The organism is Streptomyces sp. NRRL WC-3626 (genome assembly GCF_000718785.1).
Classification (GTDB): Bacteria; Actinomycetota; Actinomycetes; order Streptomycetales; family Streptomycetaceae; genus Streptomyces; species Streptomyces edwardsiae.
In genome coordinates this window covers 179,566-195,711 of the sequence record NZ_JOCA01000002.1, presented here as the reverse complement: position 1 = coordinate 195,711, position 16,146 = coordinate 179,566, and the positions used below count along the sequence as shown (strand labels likewise).

Genomic DNA, 16,146 nt, shown 5'->3' with positions numbered 1-16,146 from the left:
TGAGCAGTTCGACACCCTGAGCGCGAAGGAGAAGAAGGACTACGGCACCCCGTTCTACTTCACCCGGCGCTCCTTCTACATCCCGCCCACCGGCAACTGGTTCGCGGCCGAGGCCTCCACCAACGGCACGAACCACACATTCATGATCTTCGAGAAGTCCGCCGACACCGGCGGCACCTGGAAGAAGGTCATCTCCCTGTTCCCGCAGCAACCGCTCCCGACCCCCCCGGACCAAGGGCGGCCTGGCCGTCCCCGCCGACGCGGACACCCCGGTCGGCAGCCTCGCACCCAGCGGCGTCACCAACGCCGTCGAAGACCTCTTCGCCAGCGGCGGCACCAAGGACGGCAGCAAACTCTCCCACGCCAACGACAACGCCAAGGCCATCCTCAAGACCTACAAGGAACGCGGCGACCACCTCGGGTCCCAAGCCACGGTGAACTTCTTCCCGATCACGCCGACCCACGACAAGACCTACACCCTGACCACCTCGTCCGGCGTCCTGATGATCACCTCTCTCGCCCACAAGGCAGAGACCCTCGTCACCAACGCCGGCCTGCAGATCACCCCCGGCATGACCGAGTCGGTCTACAACAAGACGCCACGTGCCGTGGTGGTGAACAGCTTCCAGGGCGAGGCCGTCGTCCACCTGCCCCGCCACGGCAAGCCCGAGATCCTCGACTACCGCTACGCCCTGGTCGACTCCCGCTGACGGCCCACCCCACCCCATCCAGCCACGACCGAGGAAGACCACCATGCCCCTGGGCCCGTCACTCACCGCCGACATCCACGAGACGATCATCGTCCTTCCCGGCGGCGGCATCCACGCCCAGGGGCTGCGGCAAGACGGCCACCCCGACCAGGCCGAGGCCCTCATCGAGCGCGTCCGCGGCCCCCTGCGCGCCGCGGCCCAGCGACACGGCCGACCGATCCTGCTGTCCATCGGCCACCCCTACGGGCACATCGACCAGCAGCAGATCGCCGCCGACGGCACGGTCCACCCCGGCCAGGACCCGCCCGCCAACACCCAGCCCGTCGACCCGATATGGAACCAGGGCATCCCCGAGGACACCGGCCTGCTCGAGACCCCGCGCGCAGCTCAGCGCGCGGGGCACTGGCGTGCCGCACAACAGGCCGCCCACCGCGCCACCCAGCACCTCATCGCCCGCCACGGCCACGACCACCCGTACGCAGCGATGGGCACCGAACTCCAGGCGTACTTCGCCGTGATGGCCCAGGACCGCGCCGCCGCTGCCTCTCTCTACACCGAGGCCGCCGTCGCGATACACCGGCTCGGCGGCCCGCCAGAACAAAGCCGCCGCACCCTGGTGAACGCCATCGCCGCCTGGCTCCACTCCGACCGCGACACCAGCCCCGGCGGAGCAGGCTTCGCCGCTGCCCACGCACTGGTCCGCATCACCCCCTACGACCACACCACCCTCGCAGCCCTGCTGCACCGACTGACCAGGGATCGCGCATGACAACCCTCTCCCCGCCGCGCCCCGCCACCCACCCGCACGACCGCAATCTCACCGGCCGCGGACGGGCGTACCGGGCACGGCCCGTCCGCCAGGCCCCGCGCACACCGCCGGACGCCCTGAAGCCGCGTTTCTCGCACGCCGCCGCGCTGCCGCCCCGCCTCGTGCTGCGGGCTCCGCGGCCCAGTTCCACCCCGTTCACCGAGCCCGCCCACGAGCCGGTCACGGCTCCTGTCACCGCCGCTGCGAGGCCGGCGGGCAGTGACTGGCTCAGCAGCTCCTTCAGCACAGCGCGGCGGCGATCTTCTTGAACGTCAGCAGGGGCTTGCCGCTGCGGGTGCTGGTGGAGCGGGCGGCCAGCAGCAGGGCGGCCTCCGGGGTTCCTAGCTGCTTCGGTTTTCGTCATCGGGCTTCATTGTTTCTCAACTCCCCTCCCTTGCCGCTGCGTTGTCGGTGATGGCTGCCGAATCGCGTGTTGGCTGCTCAGTGGGTCATGCGGAAGGGAGTCCACGGGGCCTCGGCGCCTTCGCGAAGGCCGTGCAGGCGGAGACGGACCTGTTCTGCGAGACCGGGGCTACTGTCGAGGACCGGCAGGACAGCAGTGAGGACCTTGAGTTCCCTCAGCCGGCGGAGAACGGGCCAGCCAGACCAGGTCCGTATGTCGGCACCGTAGAGCTGGCACAGGAGGTCGTAGTCGGCTATGGGGCGTCGGTACCGGATGCAGGCCACCAACTCCGGGATGAGATCCCACTCGGCGGGGCCGCGGCACAAGGAGTCCAGGTCGCACAACACAGGTTCGCCATGGGGCCACGGAGCAGGTTTCCGATGTAGGCGTCACCGTGGATGACACCACCCCGGTGCGGGAGTAGGTAGGTGAGATCCCGGAGCTGCTCGTCGAGTTCTTGGACGCTGTCGCCGAGCCACGCCTGGTCCCCGGGAGGGAGGATCGACGAATCGGCCAGACGTTCGCGCATCTCCCGGATGGGCTCCCACTGGGGAAGGCCGAACTCCAGCGTGGGCAGGGCGTGCAAGTGGAGCAGTGGGCCAGCGAGTTCGTAGGCACGCGGCGTCGGGCGGCCGTCTTGCGGCAGGTAGAGCCAGAACGTGACGATGTGGTCGGTTTCGTTGATGAGTAGCGGCTGAGGGATCTCGGGCAGCAGACGGACGGCGGGGAAGTCGACGGCTTCGAGCCAGCGCGCGACCTGAACGAGACGTTCGGTGTCCGCCAGGAGAGTGGCAGACGGGGCGATACGGACGATGACCGGATCGCCGGGGATCTTGAAGAGCGCGTTCATCGTGACATGTATCAACTCCGGTCTATTTGTCTGCGGCAATCCGGCGTGCTGGCACGCGAGATGGACCGTGCGGTTGAGTCGGTGTTGGGCGAAGGGGTCACGAGACGTCGCCAAGGGAGCCACCCGCCCATTTCACCGGCCGGTCGCGCGGGGCAGCAAGATGCCCTCTCTATAAGCGGTCACCTCATCGATGGCCGCCCGTCCGATGGGGGCCTCGCCGAACCGCCCGCGCAAAAGGTTAAGGACCCGAGCGCAGCGGACGTTGACGCTTGCGACGCGCAGGTGAGGTGGCAGCCCATCATTGCCGCTGGCACTGACAGCGCCTATTTCCGGTCGGGATCTATCCCGGTGGCCGGTTTGTGGTGCATGGTGTGCGGACGGCCCCTCACCCCCAGGTGGAGGCCCCTCGGGCCCTGCCGCTTCCCCCCGTGGCGGCGGGGCCCGCCGCGCCTCCCGGCTCCCCACGGGAGGCCTCGCGGCTGCCCGCGCGCGTCGGCTTCTCGCGGGTACGGGGCCACGGCGTCACAGGTCGCCGGTATCCAGCCCAGGTCGGTCATGGGCTGGGTGGTGGTGACGACGTCGACAGGGTGGGTGCGGGAGTAGGCAGTGAGCGCCAGGGACAGCTTCGGTTCACTCGCGGAACGCGCGCGAACGACGACGCGATCCCGACGGGGCCCGGGTCAGGACGATAGCTGGCGACCGAGGCAGGACCCCGGGCACCGTGTCGGCCGCGAAGAACAGGTTCGTCTCCTTCACCAGGTGCCGGTCGGGTCCGTGCAGGTCGCGCAGCGCACACACCAGCTGGTGCCAGCCCAGCCCGGCCTCGTGCAGGATCGGCGGGAACTGCTGCCGGGAGGGCTCGCATAGTTCGTCCCCCTCATTCATCCGTGTTTGCCGAGAGTGGGCAGTCCACCCGAGATCGTTCGGACGCTGCGTCCGCGCCGGGAGGATCGTTTGGCCAGCAGCAGTTGGCGGGCCATCGTGCTCCACTGTGCGGCGTCGTCTTGGTTCCCCGCGGCTCTCTGCTCGCGGCCGGCCGCGAGCATGGCGGCTCGGGTCTTCCCGTACAGCGGCTCAGCGATCGAGGACACGGCTCCGCTGATTCGGACCGCACCTTCCCAACCCCGCTGGCAGAGCACCAGACGGTGGTCCGCGCCGTCCTCCGCCAGGCGCACGGCGTACAGGCCGGCACGGCTGTTGCCGAGCGAGATCTTCCCGAGCTGTATCAGGAGTTCCGGAGAGCACGGCAGCAGGACTTGATCCGTTGTGGTGCCGTGTGCGGGCGCTAGCGACACGAGGTCGAGACGCTCGCCTTCCCATCGAACCCACATGCCGAGCGTGGGCCAGGCGATGGCAGGGTCGAGCGCGGGGTGTGGCGCCCTCGCGTCCATGCGAGGGTCTCCCGGTCCTTGAGCTCTGTCTCGCGGCTGATCGGTCATGACGCGTTCGGTCGCTGGCCGAGCCAGAAGGCGGCGACGGAGGGCTGGTCGATACCGGCGGTCGAGCCGTCGTGAGCAAGGAACTCGGTCGCAGCGATGTAGCCGTCGCCCGGATCGAGGCGGATGCGCAGGCAGCGCAGCGGGTGTCCTGCGGTGACGTACCGGCGGATGTCCTCGGTGTGGGGGTGGTGCCGGTCCGGGTCGGCGTGGAGCGTGCGGCAGATCTGCTGAATGTCGTGGTCGCCGATGAGCAGGTAGCGCGGGCCAGGGCCGAGATTGAGGCAGAGCCGTCGGCGACCCTGGTGGCGTCGGGCGTACGGCAGTCGGTCGAAGTTGTCGACGTGCAGTCCGATCCGGCGACCGGTGGTGGAGTCCTCTGTGGTGGTGGTCCAGTGGCCGGGGCTGGCGGCGCAGCCCAGGAGGGTGGTGGGCCAATGGCCGTTGAGGGGGTCGAGGCGGGCGGCGGTTTCGAGGCGGCCGGCCAAGTCGTCGGAATCGAGGTCCGGCAGCGGTCGGTGTACGAGTTCGATCCGGATGCTGTCCGGCACCGAGTCATCGGCACGATGCTGCTCGGCGTCGGCCGCGGTGATCGATTTCCAGTTCTCGTCGGGGACGATAGCGCCGTCGTCGTAATCGGACTCGCTGGTGGTCTGCCGGACCGGTGCGGTGTCGCACCGGCCGCGTAGGTCGTCGAAGGAGTGGAATACGAGCTGTGGGCCCATGGCCGTGCCTCCCCAGGGCAGGTGCGGGGCTACTTGTCGTCGAGGTCTTCACCGAAGGTGACGTCCAGCTCGACGGCGAGGGCCTCAGCGAGCTGGAGTGTCTGGGCGTGGTCGATGACAATCTGCTTGAGCGAGGCCAGGCCGCGGAGCTGGGAGAGGTCGTTACCCCGGAGGTCCAGGCCGTGGTTCTTCCCGCCGTCGAACTCGGTCAGCCGTAGATCGCAGTCATCGATCAGGGCGGCGCCGAGGTCAGCGGCGGCGAAGGTGGTCTCGCGTAGAGAGCACTTGGCGAAGATCACCGGGCCGGCGGCCCGGACGCGGGTGAGGGTGCTGTAGTCGAACTTGCAGTTCTCGAACAGGACGTTGTCGAGCGTCACGTCTTCGAGTGCGGCGCCCATGAGCTTGGAGTCGCGGAAGACGGTTCGGGAGATCTTGCTGTCGGTCCACTGCAGGGACGACAGGTCGCATCCGGTGAACTCCACGGAGTCGACGCGGAGCTTCTCCAGGCGGGTGCGCTGGGCCTTGAGGCCGGTGATCCGTCCGTCCATCAGGTGGGTGTCGGCCAGGTCGAGGTCCCGCAGGTCGGCGTCGGCGTAGTGGAACTCCGCCACCCGACCACGGCCGCCCTCCAGCGAGGTGACGTTGGAGAGGTAGAGGCCCGGCTCGTTCAGGGCAGGGAGCGTGACGCTCGTACGGCGGATCGTGCGGGTGTCCATCAACAGCCTTTCAGCGCGGTGGCTCGGTCGCCGGTGCTGCTGGCACGCCCCAGGCGTGCCAGCAGCGGCGCGGCCTACTTCTTCTTGTTCCAGTTGTCCCAGGTCGGGCGGTTGTCGAAGGGGGCCGGGTTCTTCGCCCAGTTGTCCCACGTGGGCCGGTTGTCCCACGCTGCTTCAACGATCACCGGGGGCGGGACGTCGTGCGTGGCTATCAACTCCATCACGACGGGGGTGTCGGATGTGGTGAGTCGGTCCAGGATCTTCATGCAACAGCCTCCTTGGTTGCGAGCGTGGACAGGGCCGTGACCAGGGCCTGCCGGGAGACCCGGCAGTAGTTGGTCTCGGTGGTCGTGAGGTCACCGTTCTCGAAGTAGCGGTTGGCGGCCTGGGCGCCGCGGCAGAAGTCGAAGAACTCGCATTCGGCCTGGCAGCGGTCCAGGCCGGTGAGAAAGTCGCGTACGTAGCGCAGCCGGTGGGCATCACGGAGGATCTCGGGCAGGGGGCGGTCGAGGATGTTGCCGGCCACGAAGTCGCCGTACTCGGGCGCCGCCGTGTCCGCGAGTTCCGGGGAGAGTAGGACCACGTCGCCCTTCCAGGAAATGGTGGGGATCGGGTCGAGGCGGCGCCCGTCCCACTCAGCTCTCCGGCCGGAACGGATCAGCTGGAGGTACTCGGCGAGGCGTTCGACTTCCCGGAGCGCCGGGGCGCCAGGATGCCGGCGGGTCCAGGTGAGGATGCGGCGCCAGAACTCCTCGGCCTGGCCAGCGGTTGGCGGCTGGCGGTCGGCGTTGACCCCTTCGATCTCCTCGATGTTGAATCCCACCGAATGGCCGCCCAGAGAGGTCAGGAACTCCAGCAGCTCCTCCGGCATCGTGATGCCCAGGGTGCCGACCACCGAGATGACGGAGAACGGGATGCTGTGCTCGCGCAGCTGCGCGATTCCGCGCAGGATCCGGTCGAAGGCGGGCTTGCCTCGCAGGTCGACGCGCTCGGCGTTCAAGGCGGCCGGGCCGTCGATGCTCACCCCGACGCGGACGTCGTACGCGGCCAGCAGGTCGCACCACGTCTCGGTGATCAGTGTTGCGTTGGTCTGCACATAGTGGTGGACTCGGCCCGCCTGCCGCAGGGCCTCGAACGGCGCGAGCAGGGCTGCGAACTTCTGCTGGCCCACGGCGAGCGGCTCCCCGCCGTGCCAGACGATGCCGATCGGATGGCCGCTGTCGTCGAACTGGGCCACCGCCTGCGCCAGGGCCTCGGCCACCTCCAGGGGCATCTGGTGCTTGAGCTTGCGAAACGGCAGGTAGCAGTACCGGCAGTCCAGATTGCACCAGGTCGTGGGCTGCACCACCACGGTCTGCGGGGCCGCAAACCGCTGCTGGTACCGGGCACGCCACGGGGACGGGCGAGAGCGCATCGGGGTCCTCTCCTCGACGGACAGGGGCATCGCCGACCGCGAGCGGGAGCCGCGGGCCGGGGATACGACCACAATCCGTCCCGCAGTGACGTGTACGCGATGACATCGCGCTGTCATTGCCGATGACATGTCATCGGCGCGGCGCTGACACTGCGCTGAAGTCGCTTCACCTGCACGGGAGTTCGAGTGGTTGCCTGGTGGGCTATCGTGGCGGGGTGCCTCGCTCGATTCTGATCCACGACGGCCAGACCGCCCGCGACATCGGTCTGGTGTACTGCTGCTCGGGCTACCTCGTCGAGCGTGGCAAAGTGCTGCTCGTGCACCACAACCGCTTCGACAAATGGGTTCCGCCGGGCGGTCATATCGAGCCCGGGGAGTCCTTCGCGGGCACGGCGGTGCGCGAGTTCAAGGAGGAGACGGGGCTGCTGGTGGAGGCGATCTCCAGCCAGCCGGCCATCCACCCGGCCGACCACAACGCCACACCTGAACCCGTGCCGTTCTACGTGGACATCGAGCGCGAAGGCTTCCCGACGCCGGCGCTGGTCCAGTTCTTCTACGTCCAGCGGCAGCCGGGCACCCGGGAACAGGCCGTGGAGGCGCAGCTCGAAGAGGTGCACGGGGCCGCCTGGTTCGGCCTGGAGGACCTCGACACCCTCAAGACCTTCGACCAGGTCCGTTCCCTGGCGCGGTTCGCCCTGCTGAACTACCCGGTGGCCGGGGAGCGCGCCACGTCGTAGGCGGCGGCCTACCGCCCCGCGAGGCGATACCCGCTGGCCCCGTCCACCGTACTGGCCAGCAGTAGCCGGGCCGGGGCGCCGCCGAAGACCGCAGAGACGGCCCGGTTGAGGCGCTGAACGTACTTGGGCACCGAGGACGGGGCGACGTAGAGCTTCGCCGCGATCCGCTCGGTCGACATTCCGGCCTCAGGAGCGTCGTACACGATCTTCACCACGTCGAAAAGGCGCTCCGACAGCTCACACGCCACCCTTCCTTCGCTGTCGCGCGCCCCGAGGAGGACGGTCCGGCCAGGACCGAGGGCGACATGGACGATGACCATCTCGGCCGACGCCTCGCTCGCGTCCTCGGAGGCGGGGTCGGCAAGGTTCAACCGGGCCAGACGCTGCATCGCTTCCATGTAGGCCGACACCGTGTAGTACGCGGCCCGGATGGTGGCGCGCTTACCCGAGGCACCCGGCTCGTTCCACAGTCCGGCCTCCGGGTCCCACAGGCCGTTCATCAACTTCCACGCCTTGGCGAGGCGGGGATCACGCGGGCTCGCACCGGCCCGGATGGCAGCCTGGGTGCACAGCGCGTACGCCATGTGCTCCCAGGCCGTGCCCTGCACATCCTTGTCGTCCTCGACGAACTCCTCCCACCGGTGGTGGTTGTGCAGCAGCCACTGTCCGGCCTCGACGACCACTTCGGACAGCCGCTTCCGCTGCACCGGGCCGTGCACCCCACCCGCCTCCCGCGGGCCGTCCCGAAAGGCAGGCTCGCCGCCGGGCCCGGTGCCCGAGCAGACGGCCGACAGCGCGAGCAGGCACAGCGCGGTCTTGCTCGGGCTCGGCTCGGTGTCGATATAGGTACGCCACCCCCATGCCCCGCTGGGGCGCCGGTGGTAGAGCAGACCATGCACTCCGTGGCCGATCAGCGGCTCGACGCGCTCCAACAGGCTGCTGGTCTCCACCCCGCCAGGTAAGAGGAGCCCGGGGCCGAAATCATGGAGGGTATCTCGGAGCTCAGCGAGCCGGTGCACCACCAAGGCGGTCTGGTGCAGCGAGGTGTCGTCGAGTCCGAGGACTTCGGGCCAGCCGTGGTCGACCTGGTGGTCCTCCAGCCAGCCGACGCACCAGGCCGCGGTCTCCGCGACGCCGTTGTGGTGGAAGAAGCGGGGGTGGGACAGCAGTCCGGCCAGGCCGAAGGCGATGAACCGGGTGTGCTCACCACGGCCGCCTTTGGGCCGGGGCCGCGAGTGCTCCGGGATGGCGCCGGTGAGGAAGTCGAGCCCCTGTCGAACCGGCTGTCCGGCGATGCCGGCGGCCCGCAGAATCGGCAGGACCTCGCTGGTGTTGACGATGGACGAGACCGAGGTCAGGGTGAGGCCCCACCCGCCGTCATACCCTTGGTTGTGCAGCAGGGTCCGGGCAGCCTCGCTCACTCTGTTCTCGAACGCCGCGAGCCCCACGTGCGCACTCTTCATGATTCGCCTCCGCCGCCGAACGACCCAGACCGCCCGTCGGACCGTACCCAACTCGCCTACTGCCGACGCGCGTTCAGGGTCGAGACGCTACGGTGCATGGTCATGAAGCCGTTCGCGGCTGGCCCGCATCCCGGCCCGGAGTTCGAAGCACGAACGGAGGCGCTGCGCGAAGTCGGGCGAGCCCCCTACTACCCGTGGATGCCCGAGGGGGACGAGGCCACCGTCGCCCGCTGGGTGCGGGCGGCGCTGTCGACGGTCCTGCACTCGCCCAGCACTCGCCCTTCGAGGGCCCGCGCGGACGCCGCCGCCAAGGAGCGGGTCCGCCTGTCGGAGCAGCTGCGGGAGATCCAGGCCAGACTGACCTGGCACGAGGCATGGGTCCGCTTCGAGGCCCCGGAGGTGGGCGCCGCGTATGACGAACTCGTCGCCCGTACGCGGACGGTGGCCGGGCAGAGCATGAAGGATGCGTGGCTCTCGCCCCCAGTGGCGGACGACACGGCGATGGTGATCCCGACGTCGGTCGTCGACCTGCGGGCGCTGGCGGATGTCCGCGAGCAGTACATGGCCGCAGTGGAAGCGCACCTTCGCCCCCGGGGCCGCGCCCGCCGCCTCCTCCCGCGCGTCCCGCGCCCGCGCCGCGCCATGCCACCCCTCGCGCCTGCTCCCCCGGCCGCTGGGACGGCCCCCGGTGCTCCCGGCGGCCCCGCGGGCGGGTCGCCGTGAGACGAAATGCACGCACGCCTCCGTCCCAAGCCCTTCTCCCTCCTCCTGACCTACCCCTTCGCCAACCCCTCCCGCCGGAGGCAGTTGACCGCACACGTACGTGCATTCCGTCTCACCCTCGCCCGTAGCACCAAGAGGCCCGCCATGACCGTGACCCTCGACGACGCCTCCGCCACCCTCCTCGCCGCCTCCGAAGGCGGGCTACTGCGGGTTGTCAGGGCGCTCGCCCACGCCTCGCTGTACGCGGCGGCGAGCCCTGCGCGGAACTCTGCACGAGTACCAATATGCCGCTTGACCAGCCCGGATGATTAATCGGCACCCACACTGTCGCCGACCTGAAAACGGCCCGCGAACTCGGGTTGCTGCCATAGAGCAGAGCCGCAGGTGAGAGAACGTACGAGTCAGGGGCCTCCTTCGACTTCAGCGGGCGCTGTCAGGCGCTCGAATCGCCATCGTCAGCCTGTGAAGCGGCCAAGACGGGCCAGGAACCCATCGATGTCGGTGAGTTCCGGTGCGTCAGGACCACGAAGGCGTCGAGTGGCCTCCCGCAACTCCTCCGCTGCGGCTACGGTCTCGGGGAAACGTTCCTTGGCGGCGTGCAGGCGGGTGAGGGAGGCAAGGGCGTCCAGGTATCGGTCGATGGCTTCACCGTCGGCCGTGTTGGGCTGCGTGGCCGAGTATGCGCGGAAGGCCTGGATGGCAGCAGTGGATTCGCCGAGGGCCATGCGACACTGCGCGGCAAAGTAGCGGCACAGCCTGGCCTGCTCGTCCTCAGCCCCGTATAAAGCGTCGTAGGCGGCTCCCGCTTCCTCAAAAAGGTCTGCCGCTTCTCGGTGGGCTCCCGCCAGGAACTTCACTTGGGCTAGGGAAAAGACGAGGTCATCGTGTAGGACTCCGTTCGCGGCACGGTCTATGGCACCCGCGAGGAGGTCGGCAGCCTGAGCGAACTTTCCGTCCTGGGCCAAGCGTGCCGCAACGTCCGACACTTCGTCCGCTTCCTGATCGGTCAGCGGTATGGGCCCCTTCTCACCAGCGGCATTATGGGCGACCGTGACGATCTCGGTCGGCGTGTACGAGCGGACGGCGACGCGTTTGGTCGGGCCGCCGAAGGGGCGGCGGAAAGGTTGGCGCGGGTCGTACTCCTGCTGGGCAGTGGTGGAGTCGTCCTGTCCGTATACCCAGGGCAGCAGAGCATCGTAGACCTGCGGGGCCCCGAGCCGCCGTTCCGGCTCCTTGTCCAGCATCCCCAGGAGGAGATGCTCCAACTCCTCGGGGATGTCCGGGCGCACGGTGCGGATCGGCGGAGGTGGAGTGCGGACATGGTGCCAAGTGCAGGAGCCCCTGCTGTCGGTAGTGAACGGTGGTCTTCCGGTGAGTAGTTCGTACAGCACGCATGCGAGGGCGTAGATGTCGGAGGCAGGGCCGACCGCGTTGGCCAAGCTCTGCTCAGGTGACATGTAGGGCGGCGTGCCGACGGTCATGCCCTCTTGAGTGAGGCGCGGGTGAGTGCCCGAGCCGAGGAGGGTGGCGACGCCGAAGTCGAGGACCTTGACCACGCCCTCCGGGGTGAGCATGAGGTTGGCAGGCTTGATGTCGCGATGGACAACGTCGTGCCGGTGGACCTCATCCAGCGTGGATGCGATCTGCGCGCCCGCTGCGGCCACCCAGGAAACGGCGAGTGGTTGAGCCGTGTAGTCCGTGTCGTCGATTAACCTCTGCATCTCCCGCCCACGCAGAAGCTGCATCACGATATACAGCCGTCCCGAGACGTCGTCGACGCCGGTGTCGTAGACGGCGGGGATGCCGAGGTGCTCGATGGCGGCGGTGGTGCGCACCTCGCGCAGGAAGCGTTCGCGCCGGTTTTGCAGCGCCTCGGCGGCGCCGAAGCCCGGCATGCCGGATACGCCGCGGACGTCGGTGAGCATCATCTTGACCGCGACGCGCCTGTCCCCCAACCGTTCGTCGTATGCGTGCCACACCTCGCCCATGCCGCCGGCGCCGATCGGTCTGTCCAGCCGGTAGCGTCCAGCGAGGAGCCGGGACGGCACGGCGGCATCCTCGGTCGACTCGTCTTGCAGCACCTCGGTGGTCCCTTCCGCGCGGGCGCTGGGCACGCACCGGCTGTTTGACGTGACAGGCCGTTACCTGCGCAGGTTACGCATCAGTGGACGGTGCGGCCGGGGCTTCACCCGATTTGATCGCCGCGGCCCGCTCGGCGGTCGCACGGCGTTCCGCCTCGCGGCGGGCGGGCCGGCGGATCAGTCCGTACGCCTGTTGGGTGGCCACCTGCTTGAACAGTTTGTTCACCAGCGGATCGTCGTAGTAGCGCACCAAGAGGGCATCGTTGGACTGGGCTTGGTCGATCACGATGCGGTCCATGTCCCGGTCGACCTCCCGGCGAAAGGTCTCCTCATCGTTGTGGAGGCCGATCCGCTTCAAGTCGGGATCTTCGGAGACGGCGACAACGAGCTGGCCGAGCAGGATCTGGTCTGTGGTGGACAGGCCGATTCCGTACTCCTCGTTGACCGACTCGATGACCTCAGCTAGCGACTTCTCCTGCGCATCAGGGGATGCGCCAGCGGGCTGCGGCACGATGCCCGGCAGGAGTTGCGCGCCTTCCGCTTTGAGCCGCAGTTCGGGGGTGCCGGTCTTCCGTACGTTCATGTGGCTAGGAGTGATCTCCCCTATGTCCACGCTGGCGGAACCCGCTGGTAGGCGCAGGCGTCGTACCAGGAACCGCCCGTACTGGAAGAGCCGCTCCAGCTCCTCGTTCTCGAAACCGATGACGTGTGAGAGCCAGCCGTACGCCTTGACGTACGCGTCCAACGCGCTCCGGAACTCCTGGGCGGCGTCCGGCTCTTCGTCCGCCAAACGGTTGAATCGGTCCACGGCTCCGGTGGTGTAGTGGTGCAGCTTCGAGTGAGCCTTGGACACGGCCGCATCGGTGGCGGAGCCGTCCTTGAACGCGGCGAAGTACGCGGTGACGAAGGCGTCCATCTCCGCCTCGATCAGCAGGCGATAGGCCATCACCTCATCATGCCTGGTGAACAGCAGGTTGGGTTCGGGCTCTTCGGCGAGGGACGCCTCGTAGTACGCCTGGAATGCCTCCACTATGACCTCGGGCCTGTTGGCGAAGTCCAGGACGAAGAGGTCCTCGGCGGACTTGAGCCGATGCGTGCGGTTGAGCCGCGACAGCGTCTGCACGGCCGCCAGGCCCGCCAGTGGCTTGTCGACGTACATGGTGGTCAGCAGCGGCTGGTCGAATCCGGTCTGATACTTGTCGGCGACGACGAGAATGCGGTATTCAGGGCGGGGAACGGACGGCGGCTTCGGGTCGTCGAGACGGGTGTAGGCGAATCGAACTGGAAGCTCGCTCTCGGCGAAGCCGTTGAGCTTGGCCTCGGTGTACTCGATGTCGTCGAGGGTGAGAGTGCCGGAGAACGCGACCAGAGTCGCGCAGTCCGTGAAGCCGCACCGCTCCACGTAGGCGCGGATTGCTTGATAGAGGCGCACGGCGTGCTCACGGCTGGGCGTGACCACCATCGCCCTCGCCCGCCCGCCGAGCCGGTCGGCGGAGTGTGCCCGGAAGTGGTCTACCATGATCTTCGCCCGGGAGTCGAGAGACGCCTCGGACAGCAGGGCCGCCCGTACCAGCTTCGACTTGGCCTTGCGCGGATCGACCTGCTTCTCCGCCTCGTCCACGGCTGCCTTCTGAAGCTTGAAGTACGTGCCGTAGGTAACGTAGGTGCCCAGCACGTCCAGGATGAAGCCTTCCTCGATGGCTTGCCGCATCGAGTAGATGTGGAACGGCTCCATCTGCCCGCCGTCAGAAGTCTTAGTACCGAAGAGCTTGAGCGTCTTGTCCTTCGGGGTCGCGGTGAACGCGAAGAAGGACAGGTTGGGCTGCTTGCCGCGGGCGAGGGCAGCAGCGGTCAGTGGATCGCCGTCCTCGTCGATTGCATCCGAACCGAGCTTGCCCAGAGCCTTCTTGAGCGCGTCGGCGCCCTTGCCCCCCTGTGAGGAGTGCGCTTCATCGATGATGATCGCGTAGCGGCGCTCGCGGCCAAGGCCGGAGGTCTTGTCCAGGATGAAGGGGAACTTCTGCAGCGTGGTGATGACGATCCGGGCGGTCGCCCCGGTCAGCGCCTCGGCCAGCTGCTGGGAGCTGTCGTCGACGCGCAGCACGACGCCCGGTGTGTGGTCGAACTGGTAGATGGTGTCCTGGAGTTGCTTGTCCAGCACCCGGCGGTCGGTGATGACGACGACCTTGTCGAAGACGGGTTTGTTCGCCGCGAGGTTCTTGGCCTTGGCGGCGGCCGGGTCGAGGAGTGCCGGGTCTTCGGGCGTGTGCAGTGATGCGAGACGGTGAGCGAGCCAGGCGATGGTGTTGGACTTGCCGGACCCCGCCGAGTGCTGGATCAGGTAGTTCTCGCCCGCCCCGTGCTGGGCGGCGTGCGCCGTCATCTTCCGTACGGCATGCCACTGGTGGAAGCGCGGGAAGATTAGCGGCTGGGTGTGCGCGGCGCCCGGGCGATAGCGGGGGGCCTTGCCCGCCTTGGCGGCTTCGTCCTCGACGTGCAGATAGCGGTGCAGGAGGTCGAGCCAGTTGTCACGCTGCCATACCTGTTCCCACAGGTACGAAGTGCGATACGTGGTGCCGTCGGGGGTGGGCGGGTTGCCAGCACCGCCGATGTTCCCCGGGCCTCCATCGCCCATATTGAACGGCAGGAAGCGGGTCTGGGGACCAGCCAGACGCGTCGTCAGGAACACCAAATCCGGGTCGACCACGAAATGCACGAGGCTACGACGCGCGAAGAACAACTCCTTCGGATCTCGAACCGTCCGGTATTGCCGCTTGGCGTGCTCGACGGTCTGGCCGGTGAGCGGGTTCTTCAACTCGGCGGATGCGATGGGTAGGCCGTTGAGGAAAAGCGCCAGGTCGAGCGACCTCGTCGGCTTGGCCGAGGAGTAGTGGAACTGCCGGACGACAGTGAGGCGGTTGGCGTCGTACTCGTCGAGCGCACCGACGGCGAGGGTGTGCGCGGGGCGAAAGTAGGCGAGTCGCAACCTCACGTTCCGGTCCACAACTCCGTGCCGCAGTACGTCGAGTGTCCCGCGGGCGTCTATCTGCTTGGCCACGTGGGCTGCGAAGCGATGGATGGCATCTGGCTCCTCCTCTCCGTAGGCATCCATCAGCCGCTCCCAGGCGTCGAATTGGGACGCGCGGAGGTACTTGGAAAGTTCGGAGGTGTCGATGCCAAGCTCGTGGTCGTAGAAATTGCCGAGCCCTCGCTCCCAGCCGTTCCGGAGCAGGGCAGACTCGATGACGGCCTCGAAGGCTCCTTCAGTGTGCGCCTCTCGTGCTTGCGCAGGGACGGGGGTCATCGATTCTCCTCGGGGATAGGGGAAGCGGCATACAACATCGAGCGGCGATTAAGTGGTGGAAACCCGCAGTCGCCCGGTGACTGCAGCGGTGGAGAGTGCCCGCTGGCGCTCGATAAGGAGCGCGAGCTGGCGCTCGATCTCGTCGCGCAGCCGTGTTTGGCGGTCGAGCGACGCATTAAGGGAACGGACCAATGCTTTCTGTGTCGGCACGGGCGGGAGGGGCACTGGGAAGTTCTGGATCTTGCTGCTGTTGGTGGACGCGAGGTTCGTAGTCCTGGTTCCCGTGCTCTCGAAATAGCAGCGCCCATGGAGGGACTGAGTGACGTAAGCCAAGTACTCGCCATCGAGATGCCGTTCGTCGGGCCGGATGGCGAAGATGTGATTCTGATGCAAGCAACCTTCCAGCTCACCTCGCCATACGGTCCCGCGGCCCAACTTGTCCAAGTCCCCACCCTCGGTCATCAAAACATCGCCAGCCCTGAGCGTGCTACGCCGGGCCACACTCCGCGGCACCGTAATCTCCGTGACGGAGTCGAGCGCAAGACGACCGGCTTGAACATTGGCTACGCGCAGATACGGACGCGTGACGACATCCCCGGTGATATCGCGTTTCGCATCGACCGTCAACCCGTTCTGCAGGCGAGCCACATACGCGAGGCGTACCAGTTTAAAACTGTCAGGCAGTTCGGGGAGCCACCTCCACGCCCCTTCGGCACGCGGCTTCCTCAAGCCGCCGGGCGACACAGTCTCGGAGATCTCAGCGAAGGTGAAATCAT

Annotated in this window: 15 protein-coding genes; 5 read left to right on the top strand and 10 right to left on the bottom strand. The window is 67.8% G+C overall.

The window, feature by feature from the left end; translation table 11 throughout:
* Window positions 1-434 precede the first annotated feature (434 nt).
* The 3 genes from IF28_RS39705 to IF28_RS39065 are packed head-to-tail and all read left to right on the top strand — an operon-like array spanning window position 435 to window position 1,787.
* Window positions 435-710, top strand: a complete 276-nt coding sequence (locus tag IF28_RS39705) for a hypothetical protein (protein WP_234324866.1) — start codon at window positions 435-437, stop codon at window positions 708-710.
* A 43-nt stretch (window positions 711-753) separates the two neighbouring features.
* Entirely contained in the window at window positions 754-1,479 is a 726-nt protein-coding gene (locus tag IF28_RS0103540) for a hypothetical protein (RefSeq protein ID WP_030213718.1), read from the top strand.
* The gene (locus IF28_RS39065) at window positions 1,476-1,787 is read left to right on the top strand and encodes a hypothetical protein (protein ID WP_158713645.1); all 312 of its coding nucleotides are present in this window, start codon (window positions 1,476-1,478) and stop codon (window positions 1,785-1,787) included. Before IF28_RS0103540 ends, IF28_RS39065 begins: the two co-directional genes overlap by 4 nt.
* Window positions 1,788-2,174: 387 nt before the next feature.
* On the opposite strand, the gene IF28_RS36050 is transcribed toward IF28_RS39065, so the two are convergent.
* From IF28_RS36050 to amcB, 7 genes are all read right to left on the bottom strand, one after another.
* Entirely contained in the window at window positions 2,175-2,771 is a 597-nt protein-coding gene (locus IF28_RS36050) for a phosphotransferase (protein ID WP_051713622.1), read from the bottom strand.
* A 630-nt stretch (window positions 2,772-3,401) separates the two neighbouring features.
* Entirely contained in the window at window positions 3,402-3,656 is a 255-nt protein-coding gene (locus IF28_RS0103530; protein WP_030213716.1) for a hypothetical protein, read from the bottom strand.
* Complete coding sequence (locus IF28_RS0103525; protein WP_030213713.1) at window positions 3,653-4,162, bottom strand: hypothetical protein; 510 nt, start codon at window positions 4,160-4,162, stop codon at window positions 3,653-3,655. The genes IF28_RS0103530 and IF28_RS0103525 overlap by 4 nt, the downstream gene beginning before the upstream one ends.
* 44 nt (window positions 4,163-4,206) lie before the next feature.
* The gene (locus IF28_RS0103520) at window positions 4,207-4,932 is read right to left on the bottom strand and encodes a hypothetical protein (RefSeq protein ID WP_030213710.1); all 726 of its coding nucleotides are present in this window, start codon (window positions 4,930-4,932) and stop codon (window positions 4,207-4,209) included.
* A gap of 29 nt (window positions 4,933-4,961) precedes the next feature.
* Window positions 4,962-5,648, bottom strand: coding sequence for a pentapeptide repeat-containing protein (locus IF28_RS0103515; protein ID WP_051713621.1), 687 nt, complete (start codon window positions 5,646-5,648; stop codon window positions 4,962-4,964).
* Window positions 5,649-5,722: 74 nt separating this feature from the next.
* On the bottom strand, window positions 5,723-5,914 hold the full coding sequence (gene amcA, locus IF28_RS0103510) for a multiple cyclophane-containing RiPP AmcA (protein ID WP_030213706.1): 192 nt from the start codon (window positions 5,912-5,914) through the stop codon (window positions 5,723-5,725).
* Window positions 5,911-7,062, bottom strand: a complete 1,152-nt coding sequence (amcB, locus tag IF28_RS0103505) for a cyclophane-forming radical SAM peptide maturase AmcB (protein WP_051713620.1) — start codon at window positions 7,060-7,062, stop codon at window positions 5,911-5,913. The genes amcA and amcB overlap by 4 nt, the downstream gene beginning before the upstream one ends.
* Window positions 7,063-7,277: 215 nt before the next feature.
* Between amcB and IF28_RS36925 the strand changes: the two genes are divergently transcribed.
* Entirely contained in the window at window positions 7,278-7,799 is a 522-nt protein-coding gene (locus IF28_RS36925; protein WP_030213704.1) for an NUDIX hydrolase, read from the top strand.
* Between the two features lie 8 nt (window positions 7,800-7,807).
* On the opposite strand, the gene IF28_RS0103495 is transcribed toward IF28_RS36925, so the two are convergent.
* The gene (locus IF28_RS0103495) at window positions 7,808-9,262 is read right to left on the bottom strand and encodes a hypothetical protein (RefSeq protein ID WP_030213703.1); all 1,455 of its coding nucleotides are present in this window, start codon (window positions 9,260-9,262) and stop codon (window positions 7,808-7,810) included.
* A gap of 96 nt (window positions 9,263-9,358) precedes the next feature.
* Between IF28_RS0103495 and IF28_RS36920 the strand changes: the two genes are divergently transcribed.
* Window positions 9,359-9,985, top strand: a complete 627-nt coding sequence (locus IF28_RS36920) for a hypothetical protein (protein ID WP_030213701.1) — start codon at window positions 9,359-9,361, stop codon at window positions 9,983-9,985.
* A gap of 455 nt (window positions 9,986-10,440) precedes the next feature.
* On the opposite strand, the gene IF28_RS0103480 is transcribed toward IF28_RS36920, so the two are convergent.
* Window positions 10,441-12,099: a serine/threonine-protein kinase gene (locus tag IF28_RS0103480; protein WP_234324864.1), complete on the bottom strand. Its 1,659-nt coding sequence runs from the start codon at window positions 12,097-12,099 to the stop codon at window positions 10,441-10,443.
* 40 nt (window positions 12,100-12,139) lie between these two features.
* On the bottom strand, window positions 12,140-15,370 hold the full coding sequence (locus IF28_RS0103475; protein ID WP_030213692.1) for a type I restriction endonuclease subunit R: 3,231 nt from the start codon (window positions 15,368-15,370) through the stop codon (window positions 12,140-12,142).
* Between the last annotated feature and the right edge of the window lie 776 nt (window positions 15,371-16,146).